Below are 15,653 nucleotides of genomic sequence, written 5' to 3'. Positions count from 1 at the left end.
GGGCTTCACCAGCCGACGCGCAGGTCGAAGCCCTCGAGAGAGTCGTAGCGCTCCACCTCCACGCGGGCACTCGCGGCGCCCGCCTGCTGGAGGGCCACCTCACACGTCCCCGCGGCGGACTCCGCGGGGAACGGGTAGCCGCGGAACCTCACGCGGTACTGCTGCGCGGCCATGAACTCCACCTGGATGTCCACCGGGTCCATCACCGAGCTGAAGCTGAGCGCCACGCGCTTCATCGCGCGCTCCGGGCCCGCCACCTTGAGGGCCATGCCCACCACCTTGCCCACCAACGTGTCGAAGTAGCTGCGCACCAGGTCCCGCCCCAGCTCGCGGAAGGCGGTGTTCGGTGCCAGCCCCGCGTACTTCGTGCGGAGCACCACCGCCTGACAGCCCATGAACACCGAGGAGGGATAGGTGGCGCGTGGCTTGTCCACGTCGAATCCCAGCGCGAGGAACTCGGCGCGCTGGGCCGCGTCGGGCTTTGCGCAGCGAACGAGGGACTCGAACAACGTGGACTGCACAGTGACTTCAGTCGGCATGTGGCGGCGACCCTAGGCGGAGATGAACCGGCGCGTCATGACGCGCTGGTTCAAGCCGCTGGAGCATGTCCGCCCTCCGGCCACCGGCATCAGCGGGGAGCCGGTTGCTCGGTCACCACCGTCAAGGGTCCTCGCGCTCCTGGACCTCGAACCGCGCCGCGGTGACCACGTGCTTGTGTTCGACCACGAGCTTGCGAGCCTGGAGCGTCCCACGGACCTCGAGCCCGTAGTCGTTGCCTCGCACCCTGACGAGCTCCGCGTCCAGGCTGCCTCCGATGATGACCGGCCCCTCCGAGAGGAAGCTCTCGCACTTGAAGTCGCCTCCGACGAAGAGCCCGGCGCCCACGAAGTTATCGACCTTGCCCTTCACGGTCAGGTTCCCCGTCACCATCATCGAGACCACGCTCAGGTTGCCCGTCACCTCCAGGTCCCCGTGGTGGACGTAGCTCTCCTTCGCGACCTTCTTCACGCTCTTGGCCTTGGGGGCCTCGGCGAGCGTGGCCTGGACCAGGCCGATGCCCGCGAAGACGAGGTCCGGGTTCATCGCGGACTGCTCCTCGATTCCCGCATGGAAGTCCTTGAGCGTGACGAAGTGTGTCTCCACGAACACCGCATCCATCAGGCCGCGCAGCTTCGCCCAGGACCACGGCTTCACACCCGAGGGGACTTCGCCCGAGAGGTAGCCGACGACCTTCTCCTCCGACAGACCCTTGGCCTTCTTGGGTGGAGGCGGCCGCTGGGACTTGGTGGGGAGGAGCATCTCCACGAGGAGCGCCGGAACCTCCCGGCTGTGCCGCGAGGAGCGCGCCCGGGAGAGGACACTCGCACCTCCCGGAGACAGTCCCCGCGGGTCCAGGCCCTGCTCGACGAGGAACCGCACCACGCGGTCCGCGCCGAACTCCGCCGCGCGATGCAGCGGCGTGTCGTAGCCGACGGCGGCACGGATGTCCGCGCCGTACTCCATCAAGAGCTGGACCAGCTCGACGCTGTTCTGCGTGACGGCGAGCTGCAGCGGCGTGTGGTGGTTCTGGTCGGCGAAGGACAGGCTCACGCCCGTGGCGAGCAGCGCGCGAATCTTCCCGAGCGTCACCTCGTTCTGCGCGCGCTCCTCGGCGAGCCGCGTCTGGTACTCGGCCTCGTTCCCCTTCCTGACGAAGGCCTCGATGTAGTGGTGGCTCTTGACGTTGCGGAGGAGGTTCGTCAGCTCGAGCTGTTCGTTCGTCATGGTGTGGGTTCCAGGAGTCTCACGAGCCATGAGAGGGCGCGGGGGCTGGCCAACGCAAGGACGCAGGGCCCGGCGTGCTCGCCCCACCCCGCTCGGAGGCCAGGCGTCCCCAGCACCGGCCAGGGCCTCGGCATGTTGACGCTCTGTAGCACGGGCCTGGAGCGGGAGGCTTCGCCCATCTCGCCATTGCCCGGGCGCCATTTTGCGCCTATGGGGCGGGGACGGCCCGTCCGACGGTGCCACTCTCCCCTGCGAGGACACAGACAGCATGTCGCAAGTGCCTCTTCACATCGCCGCCGAGTTCCCGCCTCGCTCGCTCGAGGAGTGGCGTCGGCTGGTGGACAAGGACCTGAAGGGAAAGCCCTTCACCTCGCTCCAGTCGCCCCTGGAGGGCGGACTGGGCCTCCAGCCGCTCTACGTCCAGCAGGAGGAGGCTCCCACGCCCCCGCCTCCCGGCGTCGCCCCCTACCTGCGAGGCACCCAGGCCCTGGGCCACACCGAGGGTGGCTGGCTGCTCTGCCAGGAGTACTCCGAGCCCGACCTCGCCCACGCGGCCCAGGCCCTGAAGACCGACCTGGAGCGCGGCACGCAGGGCGTGTGGCTGTGCCTGGGTGAGTCCCAGGGCATCCCCGTGAAGGACGAGGCCGCGCTGGCGAAGCTGCTCGCGGACGTCCCCCTGGCCCGCACGCCCGTGCACCTGGAGTCCGAGGCGGAGCAGCTCACCGCGGCGTCCCTGCTGCTGACCGTGGCCGCGAAGGCCGGCGTCGCGAAGAGCGCGTTGAGCGGCTCGCTGGGAATCGACCCGCTGGGCATCGTCGCCCGCGCGGGCTCGCTGCCGCACGGCGCCTCGGCCTCGATGCTGCTCGAGGAGGTGGCGGCGCTCGTCACCGTGTTGCGGGAGAGTTCGCCAGAGCTGCGGGTGATGCTCGTCTCCACGCGCGCCTACGCGGACGCGGGCGCCACGTCGGTGCACGAGCTGGCGTGGGCCATCGCCACGGGTGTGGAGTACCTGCGCGGCCTGGAGCGCGCGGGCGTGTCCCCGGATGTGGCGGCGCGCTCGGTGCAGTTCGCGCTGTCCGTCGGCGGGCAGTTCTTCCCGGAGATCGCCAAGCTGCGCGCGGCGCGGCTGCTCTGGGCCAAGGTCGTCGCGGCGTCGGGCGGCTCCGCCGAGGCACAGGCCATGCGGCTGCACGCGCGCACGGCCACCGCCAACAAGACGCAGCGAGACCCGTGGGTCAACATCCTGCGGACGACCGCGGAGTCCTTCGCCGCCGTCGTCGCGGGCGCGGACAGCATCAGCACCTCGCCCTTCGACGAGGCGCTGGGCACTCCGGACGAGGGCGCGCGCAGGCTCGCGCGCAACACGCAGCTCATCCTGCGCGACGAGTCGAGCCTCAACCGCGTCGCGGACCCGAGCGGCGGCAGCTACTACCTGGAGCAGCTCACGTCCGACTTCGCCCGCGCGGCGTGGGAGGAGTTGCGGCGCATCGAGGGCCTGGGCGGAATGGAGCAGGCGCTGGCGCAAGGCGACATCGCCCGGGTGCTCGCGGAGACGCGCACGGCACGCGACAAGGCGGTGCGCACGCGCAAGCAGCCCATCGTCGGCGTGAGCGAGTACCCCTTCCTCGGCGAGGCCCCCGTGCGTCGCGAGGCACGCGCCCCCGTGGCCGCGAGCGCCGGCCTGCGGCCCACGCGGGTGGCCGAGTCGTTCGAGGCCCTGCGCGACGCGAGCGACCGCTACCTCGCCGCGCACGGGCATCGCCCCAGCGCGTTCCTCGCGAGCCTGGGCACCGTGGCGGAGCACACCGCGCGCTCCACCTGGGTGGCCAACGCGCTGGGCGCGGGAGGCATCGAGTCGAAGGAGCAGCACGGCTTCGCGGACCCCGCCGCCACGGTGGCGGCCTTCGCCGGGTCGGGCGCGCCGCTCGCGGTCATCTCCGGACCGGACGCGCTCTATCCCGAGTGGGTGCCGGCACTGGCCACGCAGCTCAAGGCCCAGGGAGCCCGCGCGGTCGCCGTCGCGGGCCGGCCGGGTGAGCACGAGGCCGCGTTCCGCGCGGCCGGAGTGGACCTCTTCATCTACGCGGGAGCGGACCTGGTCGCGCTCCTGACCTCGCTGCACACGCAGCTCGGAGTGGCCTGATGCGCACCCACGTTCCCGACTTCTCCGGCATCGACTTCGATGCCCCCGAAACGCAGGCGCCCGCGTCCGTCGTCGACACCCAGCGCGGCCGAGCCCAGGCCACCACGCGCGACGCCGAGCGCTGGGATACGCCCGAGGGCATCCCCGTCAAGCCCGTCTACACGCGCGAGGACCTGGCGGACGTCGAGCACCTGGGCTCGCTGCCGGGCCTGGCGCCGTTCGTGCGGGGCCCCTACTCCACGATGTACGTGCAGCAGCCGTGGACGGTGCGGCAGTACGCGGGCTTCTCCACGGCGGAGGCGTCCAACGCGTTCTACCGGCGCAACCTCGCGGCCGGACAGAAGGGCCTGTCCATCGCCTTCGACCTCGCCACGCACCGGGGCTACGACAGCGACCATCCTCGCGTCGCGGGTGACGTGGGCATGGCGGGCGTGGCCATCGACTCCATCAAGGACATGCGCATCCTGTTCGACCGCATCCCGCTCGACCAGATGAGCGTGTCGATGACGATGAACGGCGCGGTGCTCCCCATCCTCGCGCTCTACGTCGTAGCGGCCGAGGAGCAAGGCGTCCGGCCCGAACAGCTCAGCGGGACCATCCAGAACGACATCCTCAAGGAGTTCATGGTCCGCAACACGTACATCTACCCGCCGGGCCCGTCGATGCGCATCATCGGCGACATCTTCCGCTTCACGGCGGAGAAGATGCCGCGCTTCAACAGCATCAGCATCAGCGGCTACCACATGCAGGAAGCCGGAGCGACGCAGGACCTGGAGCTCGGCTACACGCTGGCGGACGGTGTGGAGTACGTGCGCGCGGGGCTGGCGGCGGGGCTGGACGTGGATGCCTTCGCGCCCCGCCTATCGTTCTTCTGGGCCATCGGCATGAACTTCTTCATGGAGGTGGCGAAGATGCGCGCGGCCCGGATGATCTGGGCCCGGCTGCTCAAGGGCTTCAAGCCCAAGAGCGACAAGAGCCTGGCGCTGCGCACCCACTCGCAGACCTCCGGCTGGAGCCTCACCGCGCAGGACGTGTTCAACAACGTGGTGCGCACGTGCGTGGAGGCGATGGCCGCCACCCAGGGCCACACGCAGAGCCTGCACACCAACTCGCTCGATGAGGCCATCGCGCTGCCCACCGACTTCAGCGCGCGCATCGCCCGCAACACGCAGCTCTACCTGCAGCTCGAGAGCGGCACGACGCGGGTCATCGACCCGTGGGGCGGCAGCTACTACGTGGAGCGGCTCACCCACGAGCTGGCGCAGAAGGCCTGGGGACACATCCAGGAAGTGGAAGCCCTGGGCGGAATGACCAAGGCCATCGAGGCGGGGCTGCCCAAGCTGCGCATCGAGGAGGCCGCCGCTCGCACGCAGGCGCGCATCGACTCCGGACGACAGGCCATCATCGGCGTGAACAAGTACCCGCCCGAGCGCCCGGACAACATCGAGATCCTCAAGGTGGACAACTCCGCCGTGCGCGAGGCACAGGTCGCCAGGCTCAAGGAGCTGCGCGCGGAGCGTGACGCGGGAGAGGTCCGCCGCCGCCTGGACGCGCTCACCGAGGCGGGCCGCCGCAACGAGGGCAACCTGCTGGCGCTGGCCATCGACGCCGCGCGCGCGAAGGCCACGGTGGGAGAGATCAGCGACGCGCTCGAGAAGGTCTTCGGGCGCTACGAAGCGACGGTGAGGAGCGTGTCCGGCGTGTACTCGAGCGAAGCGGGCAAGGACGCCCAGGGCATCACCGAGGCGCGCGCCGCGGCGGACTCCTTCCTGGAGCGCTTCGGCCGCCGGCCTCGCATCCTCATCGCGAAGATGGGCCAGGACGGGCACGACCGAGGACAGAAGGTCATCGCCACGGCCTTCGCGGACCTGGGCTTCGACGTGGACATCGGCCCCCTGTTCCAGACGCCCGAGGAGTCCGCTCGGCAGGCGGTGGAGAACGACGTGCATGTCGTCGGCGCCAGCTCGCTGGCGGCGGGCCACCTCACCCTGGTGCCGCAGCTCAAGAAGGCGCTGCGCGACCTGGGCCGCGAGGACATCATGGTCGTCGTGGGCGGCGTCATCCCCGCGCAGGACTACGACGAGCTGCGCGCGGCCGGCGCCGCCGCCATCTTCGGCCCGGGCACCGTCATCTCGAAGGCGGCGCTGGAGTTGCTGGGGAAGCTGGCGGCCGCGCAGGAGGAGGCGTGAAGCTGCTGTCGGCGGACGCCTACGTGGAAGGCGTCCGCTCGGGCGACCGGGCCGTGCTCGCCCGCGCCATCACCCTGGTGGAGAGCGGTCATCCGCGCCACCAGGCGCTCGCGCAGGACGTGCTCACCCGGCTGCTCCCCTTCACGGGTGGCAGTCGCCGGGTGGGCATCAGCGGCGTGCCCGGCGTGGGCAAGAGCACCTTCATCGACGCGCTGGGCATGCACCTGGTGGGCGAAGGCCGCCGCGTGGCGGTGCTCGCCATCGACCCGTCGAGCACCATCTCCGGCGGCAGCATCCTGGGCGACAAGACGCGCATGGCCCGGCTGTCGCGCGAGACCGCCGCGTACATCCGGCCCAGTCCCTCCAGCGGCACGTTGGGCGGAGTCGCCCGGAAGACGCGGGAGACGCTGCTGCTGTGCGAGGCCGCGGGCTTCGACGTGGTGCTGGTGGAGACCGTGGGCGTGGGCCAGTCGGAGACGGTGGTCGCCGACATGGTGGACTTCTATCTGGTGCTGATGCTCTCGGGTGCGGGGGACGAGCTCCAGGGCATCAAGCGCGGCATCCTTGAAGTGGCGGACATGCTTGCCATCAACAAAGCCGATGGCGACAACCTCCCTCGGGCCGAGCGTGCCCGCTCCGAGCTGCGCGCCGCGCTGCACCTGATGCGTCCAGGACATGAGCCCGTCGTCACGACGTGCAGCGCCATCGAGGGCACGGGCGTCTCGGCGCTCTGGAGTACGCTGGAGGAGCGGGTCGCCCGGAGTGTCGCCTCGGGGGCACTGGCGCAGCGGCGGCGCGCGCAGCAGGTGGGCTGGATGTGGGCCATGGTGCAGGACGGCCTGAGAGCGGCCCTGCATGCGAACCCCACGGTGGCCGCCCTGGTCCCCGTGCTGGAGACCGAGGTGCGAGAGGGCCGTTCAACACCCACGTCCGCCGCACTGCGTGTGCTGGGTGCGTTCCTCCCTGAATCGAGGGCTTGACAGTCCGCGTCGAGCCCTTGCCGTGCCCGCTTCAATCGCTTGCCCGACACCCACCGCGCTCCTACTGTACGCGGCGTGCGAAACGTCCAGTTGACCCCGGTTCCCGGGCCCTACAAGCCGCGATTCCACGTGCGAATCGTGACGGCCGCCTCCCTGTTCGACGGGCATGACGCGGCCATCAACGTCATGCGCCGCCTGATGCAGGCCTCGGGCGCCGAAATCATCCACCTGGGACACAACCGCTCGGTCTCCGAGATCGTCGACTGTGCCATCCAGGAGGACGCCCAGGGCATCGCCATCACGTCGTACCAGGGCGGTCACGTCGAGTACTTCAAGTACATGATCGACCTGCTGAAGCAGCGCGGGGCGAACATCAAGGTCTTCGGCGGAGGCGGCGGCACCATCCTCCCTTCTGAGATCAAAGAGCTTCATGAGTACGGCGTGACGCGCATCTACTCCCCGGACGACGGCCGCTCCATGGGCCTGCAGGGGATGATCGACCACCTCATCTCCGAGTGTGACTTCGAGAAGCGCCCCGCGGACTTCGCGCCCATCGCCGCGGCGATGCCGGTGCGCGAGTCGATGCAGCTCGCCTCGCTCATCACCATCGCGGAGAACTTCGCCTCGGCGGGTGATGCGCTCCGCGACGCGATGACGAAGCTCAGCGCGAAGAAGCCGCGCGTGCCCGTGCTCGGCATCACCGGTACGGGAGGGTCGGGCAAGTCCAGCCTCGTGGATGAGTTGGTCCGCCGCTTCCTCACGGACTTCCCGGACAAGACGCTGGCGGTGCTGTCCGTGGACCCGTCGAAGCGCAAGACGGGCGGCGCGCTCCTGGGCGACCGCATCCGGATGAACGCCATCGACAACCCGCGCGTGTACATGCGCTCCATGGCGACGCGGCAGAGCAACCTCGCGCTGTCCAAGCACGTGGGGGACTCCATCGAGGTGTGCAAGGCCGCGGGCTTCGACCTCATCGTGGTGGAGACCTCCGGCATCGGCCAGTCCGACACCGAAATCACCGAGCACTCGGACGTCGCGCTCTACGTGATGACGGCGGAGTACGGCGCGGCGACGCAGCTCGAGAAGATCGACATGCTCGACTTCGCTGACGTCATCGCCATCAACAAGTTCGACAAGCGTGGCTCGCTGGACGCGCTGCGGGACGTGCGCAAGCAGTGGAAGCGCAACCACAACGCCTTCACCACGGCGGACGACGCGGTGCCCGTGTACGGCACCATCGCCTCGCAGTTCAATGATCCGGGGATGAACCAGCTCTACCGCGCCATCGTCGACGCGGTGGTGCGCAAGACGGGCGCGCCGCTCCAGTCGCACCAGGAGCCGACGCCGGGCATGAGCGAGAAGAAGTGGATCATCCCGCCCGACCGCACGCGGTATCTCGCGGAGATCGTCGAGACGTGTGAGTCGTACGACAAGTTCGCGCGCTCGCAGGCGGCGGTGGCGCGGCGGATGTATCAGCTCCACGGCACCATCGAGGCGCTGCGCAACAACGTCGGCAAGAAGCGGCTGGAGATTGTCGAGCCGAGGGACGCGTCCGATGTCGTCCAGGTCACCGAGCGCGTCGAGGGCGAGCCCGCGTACCTGAGCGAGCTGGTGGAGCTGTACAAGGACCTGGAGTCGCGGCTGGACGCGAACTGCCGCAAGCTCCTGAGCGAGTGGCCCGCGACGAAGCGCCGCTACGCGGCCTCCAAGTACCAGTACCAGGTCCGCGACAAGGTCATCGAGCTGGACCTCTTCACGGAGACGCTGTCGCATCTGCGCATCCCGAAGATCGCCCTCCCCCGCTACGAGGACTGGGGCGACATCCTCCTGTGGCTGCTGCGGGAGAATGCGCCGGGCGCGTTCCCGTTCACCGCGGGCGTCTTCCCGCTCAAGCGCGAGGGCGAGGACCCGGCGCGCATGTTCGCCGGTGAGGGTGGCCCGGAGCGCACGAACAAGCGCTTCCACTACGTCTCACGCGGCCTGCCCGCCAAGCGGCTGTCGACGGCGTTCGACTCCGTCACGCTGTACGGCGAAGACCCGGACCACCGGCCGGACATCTACGGCAAGGTGGGCAACTCCGGTGTGTCCATCGCGAACGTGGACGACGCGAAGAAGCTCTACTCGGGCTTCGACCTGGCGGACCCGGCGACGTCGGTGTCGATGACCATCAATGGCCCCGCGCCGATGCTGCTCGGGTTCTTCCTGAACGCGGCCGTGGACCAGCAGTGCGAGAAGTGGATTCGCGCCAACAACAAGGTGGATGAGGTCGAGCAGAAGATCGACGACATCTACAAGGCGCGCGGTGTGCCGCGTCCTCGCTACCAGGGGGAATTGCCGCAGGGGAACGACGGGCTGGGGTTGCTGCTGCTCGGCGTGTCCGGCGACGAGGTGCTGCCCAAGGACGTGTACGAGAAGATTCGCGCGTCGACGCTGCAGCAGGTGCGCGGCACGGTGCAGGCGGACATCCTGAAGGAGGACCAGGCGCAGAACACCTGCATCTTCTCGACGGAGTTCGCGCTGCGGCTGATGGGCGACATCCAGCAGTACTTCACCGACAAGAAGGTGCGGAACTTCTACTCGGTGTCCATCTCCGGCTACCACATCGCGGAGGCAGGGGCGAACCCCATCTCCCAGCTGGCCTTCACGCTGGCCAACGGCTTCACGTTCGTCGAGTACTACCTGTCGCGCGGGATGGACATCGACGACTTCGCGCCCAACCTCTCGTTCTTCTTCTCGAACGGGATGGACCCTGAGTACACGGTGCTCGGCCGCGTGGCGCGCCGCATCTGGGCGAAGGCCATCCGGGACAAGTACGGCGGCAATGACCGCTCGCAGAAGCTGAAGTACCACATCCAGACGTCGGGCCGGTCCCTGCACGCGCAGGAGATTGCCTTCAATGACATCCGGACGACGCTCCAGGCGTTGTTGGCGCTCAACGACAACTGCAACTCGCTGCACACCAATGCGTACGACGAGGCCATCACCACGCCCACCGAGGAGAGCGTGCGACGGGCCTTGGCCATCCAGCTCATCATCAACAAGGAGTTCGGGCTGGCGAAGAACGAGAACCCCAACCAGGGCTCGTTCGTCGTGGAGGAGTTGACGGACCTGGTGGAGGCGGCGGTGCTGGCGGAGTTCCGCGCCATCTCCGAGCGCGGCGGCGTGCTGGGCGCGATGGAGCGCATGTACCAGCGGTCCAAGATTCAAGAGGAGTCGCTGTACTACGAGACGCTGAAGCACGACGGCTCGCTGCCCATCATCGGGGTGAACACCTTCCTGGACCCGAAGGGCTCGCCGACGGTGACGCCGCCGGAGGTGATTCGCGCGACGACGGAGGAGAAGGACTACTCCATCACCTCGCGCGACGCCTTCTGGAAGCGCAACGCGGCGACGGCACCCGTCACGCTGGAGGCCGTGAAGCGCGCGGCGCTCGACAACGGCAACATCTTCGCCGCGCTGATGGACGCCTGTAAGGTCTGCACGCTCGGCCAGCTCTCTCGTGCGCTGTACGAGGTGGGCGGCCAGTACCGCAGGAACATGTAGTTCCCTGGGGCCCCGCCCGCCGGGTCGCGGGGCCCCACGCAGCTCCCACAAACGCCATCGTGATTCAAACGCATCGTGATTGAATCATGACGGAACAGTGACCGCCGGGTGCACCCTCGCGCCAGCGGATGCGGGAGCTTCTCCTCGACCACCCCGCCCCTCACCGGGACGCGCCTCGAGCACTCTCGACCGCGCGCTCCGGGAGGCGGCACTTCGCGTCGAGGCACCCCCATGACTCGCAACTCCCTGTCGCATGTCCCGTCGAGGCCACCCCGCCCCAGCGCCGCGTCCTGGGCGGGGATGCTCTCGCTCCTCCTCCTGGCCTCCGCCTGCATCGAGCTCGAGGGCCCCAAGCTGGCCGAGCTCGAGCTGTCCCCCACCAGCGTGGGCATGGACTACGAGGCGGTCGTCACCGCCACCGGAGGCAAGCCGCCACTGCACTACACACTGACGCCGCCCCCCGGCTTCTCCGTCGTCACGAGCGGCGAGGCTCGGCTCATCGGCCCCGCCTCCGAGCCCGGAAACTTCCAGGTCATCGTCCACGTGCGAGACGCGGACGGCAGCTCGGACACCGCCTCCTATCCCCTCAAGGTCTTCCCCCGTCTGGAGGCCGGAAACACGGAGGTGACCGACCTCTACGTGGGCACCCTGTTCAGCCACACCTTCACCGCCACGGGCGGCAAGCCGCCCTTCAACTGGTCAGTGACCTCCGGCGAACTGCCCAGGGGACTGGCGCTGGACACCTCGGGCACGCTGACGGGCCTGCCGGAGGTCCACGGGTTCCATGAGCTCACGCTCCAGCTCAAGGACTCCCTCGGCGCGAAGGTCGATGTGCCCCTGCGGCTGGTGGTGCTCCCCTCGGACGGCCACCCTCGCGTCCCGGTGTCGGTGGGGAACTGGAACATCGAGTGGTTCGGCGACATGGCCAACGGCCCCGCCGACGATGCCCTTCAGCTCACCAACGTCCAGAAGGTCCTCTCCGACGCCAACGTGGACATCTGGGGACTCGTCGAAGTGGTCAACTCGGAGCACTTCGACAACCTGAAGGCCCGCCTCCCCGACTACGACGGCTTCCTCGCGGACGACTCGCGGGTGGCTGACGGCGCGCTCCACTACTCGCCCTTCGCCCAGAAAGTGGGCGTGCTCTTCAAGAAGAACCAGGTGCAGGTGCTTGGCGCGGAGGTCATCCTCGCCGACGTGAAGTACCTGTTCGCCTTCCGCCCTCCGCTCAGACTCGACCTGCGAGTCCAGCGCCAGGGCAACGCCGTGGACATGACGGTCATCGTGCTCCACATGAAGGCCGCCACCACCGGCACCGACTACTTGCGACGGGCCGACGCCTCCATCGCCCTGAAGAACTACCTGGACACCACCCTACCCACGGACCGGGTCATCGTCCTCGGCGACTGGAACGACGACGTGGACACCTCCATCGTGGTCAATCCCGCGACCGCCCAGTTCTTCGCCTCGCCCTACGCGAACTTCGTTGTCGATGCGGCCGACTACCGCTTCACCACCGAACCCTTCTCGCTCGCGGGCGTCAGCAGCACCACGACCTACCGGGACTTCATCGACCACCAGCTCATCAGCCATGAGCTCGAGCTGGACTACCTCCCGAGCTCCACCGAGGTCGTCAGGCCCGCCATCCCCAACTACCGGACCAGCACCTCGGACCACTACCCCATCATCAGCCGGTTCGAGATGTCCGCGCCGTAGCGCGACACGCGCCTGACGCTGTCTGCTGGGAGCACCGCGCCAGGCAGCGTCACTTCCGCGCGCGCACCGGCCGCTTCTCGACGGCGTGCCAGGCGGCCCTCGCGAGCACCGGAATGGCCGCGCGCAGGTCCGTCTTCGTCCTCCCCGCCACCCAGTCCCGCACCAGCTCCTGTGCGGGGCCGCGCAGGATGGCGAGGAAGAGCTCGAAGGGCATCTCCTCGAACGCGCCCGCACGCACGTGTCCCTGCCACCAGTCCTTCACCTGACGGAAGAAGCCCTTGTTCCGCTCGGTGATGCTCGCCTCGGCGGCGACGACGGCGGCGACGCCTCGGGCGCCCAGGAGGAAGCGCGTCGCATCCGGGCGCTCCAGCGTCCACTCCACGTGATGGCGCACAAGGGCTTCGGTCCCCTCTCGCGCTCCCGCGTGCTCCTCCAGCACCTTCAACACCCCCGCCTGGTACTCCCCCAGCACCTCCAGATAGAGCGCCGCCGCGATGGCGTCCTTGCTCGGGAACAGGTGGTAGATGCTCCCCGTGCTGGCCCCGGAGCGCTCCCGGATGGCCGCCATCGTCGTGCCCTCGAAGCCCAGCTCCAGGAAACACGCGAGCGCCGCCTTGAGGACCTCTTCTCTCCGATGACTCGGGTTGCGCATGGGCGCACCCTACATTAGAACTTAATTCTAGAATGATGTTCTAATTCATCGGGAGGGTGCATGGACGCACTCATGGAGATGGGGCAGCAGGTCCTCGCGAAGCAGCCGTTCAGCACGTTGCTGGGGACGAAGTTGACGCGCTTCGAGCGAGGAGAGGCGGAGCTCCAGTTGCCGCTCCGCGTGGAGCTGCATCAGCAGCACGGCTTCGCGCACGGCGGAGTGCTCAGCTACCTGGCCGACAATGCGCTGACGTTCGCGGGGGGCTCCGCGATGCAGGTGCCCGTCGTGACGTCGGAGTTCAAGATCAACTACCTCCGCCCGGCGCTCGGCACACGGCTCATCGCCAGGGCCCGCGCGCTCCATGCGGGGCGCAGGCAGGCGGTCTGCCACTGCGACATCGTCGCGCTCACGGAGCAGGGAGAGACGCTGGTCGCGGTGGCGCAGGGCACCATCGCCGCCATGTCGAATCGGGAGAGCGAATGAGCACCCGTGCCCCGTCCGCGCCCTCCATCGAGGAGCAGTGGCCCGACGTCCGGCGCCTCTTCTCCAGGGCCACCGCCACGTCGCTCCACTTCTCCATCGCCAGCATCGACAGGACGGGGGCTCCACATGTCACGCCCATCGGCTCGGTGCTGCTGACCCGACCCGGACGTGGCTTCTTCTTCGAGCTCTACACCCGCCGTCTCCCGGCGAACCTCGTGAGAGATCCCCGCGTGAGCATCCTCGCGGTGGACAGCGGCAAGCTGTTCTGGCTCCAGTCCCTCTACAAGGGGCGCTTCGAGCGCGCGCCCGCACTTCGCCTCGTGGGCCGCGTGCTGGGGCCGCCGCGCCCCTCGACGTCCGAGGAACAAGAGCGGTTCGCCCGTCGCGTCCGGCGACTGAGCTGGCTCAAGGGCCACGCCTTGATGTGGAGAGACCCAGGCCCGGTGCGGGAGTTCGAAGTGGACCGCATCGAGCACGTCCACCTCGGCCCCATGACCGCGGGCCTGATGACGTAGACAGGCCGCTCCGGCGAATCACACGCCTCGGCGGCCTCGGGACTCCAGGCCCTCGCGGGGGCCGTGCTTCGCCCTCATCGCGAACGGCCTGGAGCGTCACCCTCTACTTCACAGCCACTTCGGCGACTCACGACGCGGAGGCAGCGGGTCGGCGGCCTTCGCGGGAGCCGAGGCGGCGGGACGCTGAGCAGGGGCACCCGAACCACGAGGCGCCTGCGAGCCGCCCCGACCAGCCCCCTGCCCGGAGCCACCCGGACGCGCCGAGCGATTGCCCTCGGAACGGCCCTGGCCGCCACCACCACCACCGCCGCCATTGCGTCCGCCGCGCCGACGACGAGCGTTGCCACCGGGCGCATTGCCCCGGCCGCCACCACCACCCTGCCCGCCTCGCGCGTGCATCGCCTGGCCCGAGCCACGCGCCGCGGGCGCCTCCACCGAAGCGGAAGCCCCCGGACGCGGCGCCGCGACACCCGAGCGGTACGGATGATCCTCCACCACCGGAACGCTGCGCCGGATGGTCCGCTCGATGTCGCGCAGGTACGCGCGCTCCTCGGCGTCGCAGAACGACAGCGCCGTGCCCTGCGCTCCCGCGCGGCCCGTGCGGCCGATGCGGTGCACGTACTGCTCCGGCACGTTGGGCAGGTCGTAGTTGATGACGAAGCTCAGCCCGTCGATGTCGATGCCGCGCGCCGCGATATCCGTGGCCACCAGCACCCGGAGCGTCCCGGAGCGGAAATCATCCAGCGCGCGCTCACGGGCGTTCTGGCTCTTGTTGCCGTGAATCGCCGCGGCGCTCACCCCGGAGCCCTCGAGCTGCTTGGCCACCCGGTTCGCGCCGTGCTTGGTGCGCGTGAAGACCAGCGCCCGCGAGATCTTTCCGTCCTTCAGCAGGTGCGTCAGGAGCCCGCGCTTCTGCTCGCGCTCCACGAAGAACACCTGCTGCGCCACCGTCTCCGCGGTGCTGGAGACGGGCGTCACTTCCACGCGCACCGGGTCGGTGAGCAGGTTGCGCGACAGGTCGACAATCTCCGGCGGCATCGTCGCGCTGAAGAAGAGCGTCTGCCGCTTGGAGGGCAGCGCCTTGATGACCTTGCGCACGTCGTGGATGAACCCCATGTCCAGCATGCGGTCCGCCTCGTCGAGCACGAACACCTCGAGCGAGCGCAGCGACACATACCCCTGGTCCATCAAGTCCAGCAGACGGCCCGGCGTCGCCACCAGCACGTCCACACCCCGCTGGAGCGACTGCACCTGCGCGCCCTGCCCCACGCCGCCGAAGATCACCGCGTGCCGCAGGGGAAGGTTCTTCCCGTACGTCATGAAGCTCTCGCCCACCTGCCCCGCCAGCTCGCGCGTCGGGGTGAGGACAAGGCACCGCACGGGCCGTGCGCCACCCGCGGGCGCCTTGGCGGACAACCGCTGGAGAATCGGAAGGGCGAAGGCCGCCGTCTTCCCCGTGCCCGTCTGGGCGACCCCCAGCACATCCTTCCCCGCCAGGGCGTGGGGAATCGCCTTCGCTTGGATGGGCGTCGGCGTGGTGTACCCCTCCGCCTTGACTGCGCGCAGAAGGGTGTCGTGAAGCTGCAATTCGTCGAAAGTCATGGATTCCTAAGTCAAGTTGAGTCTGCTTCCCCGACAGGCGAGGAAGCCCGCGCAGCGTGCCCGTTC

Annotated in this window: 11 protein-coding genes; 7 read left to right on the top strand and 4 right to left on the bottom strand. The window is 69.1% G+C overall.

Features of this window, described 5'->3' with window-relative positions:
* Positions 1 to 5 precede the first annotated feature (5 nt).
* Together MYSTI_RS19080 and MYSTI_RS19075 are read right to left on the bottom strand one after the other, a co-directional pair.
* Positions 6 to 539, bottom strand: coding sequence for a DUF2378 family protein (locus tag MYSTI_RS19080; protein ID WP_015349419.1), 534 nt, complete (start codon positions 537 to 539; stop codon positions 6 to 8).
* A 121-nt stretch (positions 540 to 660) separates the two neighbouring features.
* A complete protein-coding gene (locus MYSTI_RS19075; protein ID WP_015349418.1) occupies positions 661 to 1,764 on the bottom strand; it encodes an ankyrin repeat domain-containing protein in 1,104 nt (367 codons plus the stop codon).
* A 268-nt stretch (positions 1,765 to 2,032) separates the two neighbouring features.
* On the opposite strand from MYSTI_RS19075, the gene MYSTI_RS19070 reads away from it, so the two are divergent.
* From MYSTI_RS19070 to MYSTI_RS19050, 5 genes are all read left to right on the top strand, one after another.
* Complete coding sequence (locus tag MYSTI_RS19070; RefSeq protein ID WP_015349417.1) at positions 2,033 to 3,907, top strand: methylmalonyl-CoA mutase family protein; 1,875 nt, start codon at positions 2,033 to 2,035, stop codon at positions 3,905 to 3,907.
* The gene (gene scpA, locus MYSTI_RS19065; RefSeq protein ID WP_015349416.1) at positions 3,907 to 6,096 is read left to right on the top strand and encodes a methylmalonyl-CoA mutase; all 2,190 of its coding nucleotides are present in this window, start codon (positions 3,907 to 3,909) and stop codon (positions 6,094 to 6,096) included. Before MYSTI_RS19070 ends, scpA begins: the two co-directional genes overlap by 1 nt.
* Positions 6,093 to 7,076 carry a methylmalonyl Co-A mutase-associated GTPase MeaB gene (meaB, locus tag MYSTI_RS19060; protein ID WP_015349415.1) on the top strand — a complete coding sequence of 328 codons (984 nt, stop codon included), beginning with the start codon at positions 6,093 to 6,095 and terminating at the stop codon, positions 7,074 to 7,076. The genes scpA and meaB overlap by 4 nt, the downstream gene beginning before the upstream one ends.
* A gap of 75 nt (positions 7,077 to 7,151) precedes the next feature.
* Entirely contained in the window at positions 7,152 to 10,619 is a 3,468-nt protein-coding gene (locus MYSTI_RS19055; RefSeq protein ID WP_015349414.1) for a methylmalonyl-CoA mutase family protein, read from the top strand.
* Between the two features lie 231 nt (positions 10,620 to 10,850).
* A complete protein-coding gene (locus MYSTI_RS19050; protein ID WP_015349413.1) occupies positions 10,851 to 12,335 on the top strand; it encodes an endonuclease/exonuclease/phosphatase family protein in 1,485 nt (494 codons plus the stop codon).
* 49 nt (positions 12,336 to 12,384) lie between these two features.
* Here the strand turns inward: MYSTI_RS19050 and MYSTI_RS19045 are convergent, their stop codons facing one another.
* Complete coding sequence (locus tag MYSTI_RS19045) at positions 12,385 to 12,987, bottom strand: TetR/AcrR family transcriptional regulator (RefSeq protein ID WP_015349412.1); 603 nt, start codon at positions 12,985 to 12,987, stop codon at positions 12,385 to 12,387.
* Positions 12,988 to 13,047: 60 nt separating this feature from the next.
* Between MYSTI_RS19045 and MYSTI_RS19040 the strand changes: the two genes are divergently transcribed.
* Together MYSTI_RS19040 and MYSTI_RS19035 are read left to right on the top strand one after the other, a co-directional pair.
* Positions 13,048 to 13,470 carry a PaaI family thioesterase gene (locus tag MYSTI_RS19040; protein ID WP_015349411.1) on the top strand — a complete coding sequence of 141 codons (423 nt, stop codon included), beginning with the start codon at positions 13,048 to 13,050 and terminating at the stop codon, positions 13,468 to 13,470.
* On the top strand, positions 13,467 to 13,985 hold the full coding sequence (locus MYSTI_RS19035; RefSeq protein WP_015349410.1) for a pyridoxamine 5'-phosphate oxidase family protein: 519 nt from the start codon (positions 13,467 to 13,469) through the stop codon (positions 13,983 to 13,985). The genes MYSTI_RS19040 and MYSTI_RS19035 overlap by 4 nt, the downstream gene beginning before the upstream one ends.
* Before the next feature lie 108 nt (positions 13,986 to 14,093).
* Here the strand turns inward: MYSTI_RS19035 and MYSTI_RS19030 are convergent, their stop codons facing one another.
* Positions 14,094 to 15,587: a DEAD/DEAH box helicase gene (locus MYSTI_RS19030; protein ID WP_015349409.1), complete on the bottom strand. Its 1,494-nt coding sequence runs from the start codon at positions 15,585 to 15,587 to the stop codon at positions 14,094 to 14,096.
* Positions 15,588 to 15,653: the final 66 nt, after the last annotated feature.

It is taken from the genome of Myxococcus stipitatus DSM 14675, assembly GCF_000331735.1.
In the GTDB taxonomy this organism is placed as follows: domain Bacteria; phylum Myxococcota; class Myxococcia; order Myxococcales; family Myxococcaceae; genus Myxococcus; species Myxococcus stipitatus.
The sequence above is the reverse complement of the archived record's forward strand: the minus strand, read 5'-3'. Positions and strand labels throughout refer to the sequence as shown.

Bases quoted from the DNA above. Each gene is read 5' to 3' on its own strand.
- MYSTI_RS19080 (WP_015349419.1), bottom strand. From the start codon at position 539: ATGCCGACTGAAGTCACTGTGCAGTCCACGTTGTTCGAGTCCCTCGTT.
- MYSTI_RS19075 (WP_015349418.1), bottom strand. From the start codon at position 1,764: ATGACGAACGAACAGCTCGAGCTGACGAACCTCCTCCGCAACGTCAAG.
- MYSTI_RS19070 (WP_015349417.1), top strand. From the start codon at position 2,033: ATGTCGCAAGTGCCTCTTCACATCGCCGCCGAGTTCCCGCCTCGCTCG.
- scpA (WP_015349416.1), top strand. From the start codon at position 3,907: ATGCGCACCCACGTTCCCGACTTCTCCGGCATCGACTTCGATGCCCCC.
- MYSTI_RS19050 (WP_015349413.1), top strand. From the start codon at position 10,851: ATGACTCGCAACTCCCTGTCGCATGTCCCGTCGAGGCCACCCCGCCCC.
- MYSTI_RS19045 (WP_015349412.1), bottom strand. From the start codon at position 12,987: ATGCGCAACCCGAGTCATCGGAGAGAAGAGGTCCTCAAGGCGGCGCTC.
- MYSTI_RS19040 (WP_015349411.1), top strand. From the start codon at position 13,048: ATGGACGCACTCATGGAGATGGGGCAGCAGGTCCTCGCGAAGCAGCCG.
- MYSTI_RS19035 (WP_015349410.1), top strand. From the start codon at position 13,467: ATGAGCACCCGTGCCCCGTCCGCGCCCTCCATCGAGGAGCAGTGGCCC.
- MYSTI_RS19030 (WP_015349409.1), bottom strand. From the start codon at position 15,587: ATGACTTTCGACGAATTGCAGCTTCACGACACCCTTCTGCGCGCAGTC.